Annotated in this window: 1 rRNA gene; it reads left to right on the top strand. The window is 53.4% G+C overall.

Annotated elements, in window-relative coordinates:
- Window positions 1-201: 201 nt before the first annotated feature.
- Window positions 202-277 (top strand): 5S ribosomal RNA (gene rrf / locus AC5RVB_RS16365); the annotation flags it as partial.

The following is a 277-nucleotide window of genomic DNA, read 5'->3' as shown; positions in this document are numbered from 1 at the left end:
GAAACACGACTTCAAACGGTTTCCCAACGTACAGGGTGTTGTTGATCATGCTGCTTGCGTCCACTATGTGGTTCCCGGATAACAACCCTGGTTGTTGACCGTGGAACAAAAAACTGAATATCACTTCGTCTAACGACGTTCGTGACCCAATGTTTTCCCCACCACCTAAGGTGTTTGTCTTGGTGGTGCCGGGGTGAGGGTTACGGCGGTCATAGCGTGGGGGAAACGCCCGGTCCCATTCCGAACCCGGAAGCTAAGACCCACAGCGCCGATGGTA

Source organism: Arthrobacter sp. Y3225209, from assembly GCF_059090685.1.
The sequence above is the reverse complement of the archived record's forward strand: the minus strand, read 5'-3'. Positions and strand labels throughout refer to the sequence as shown.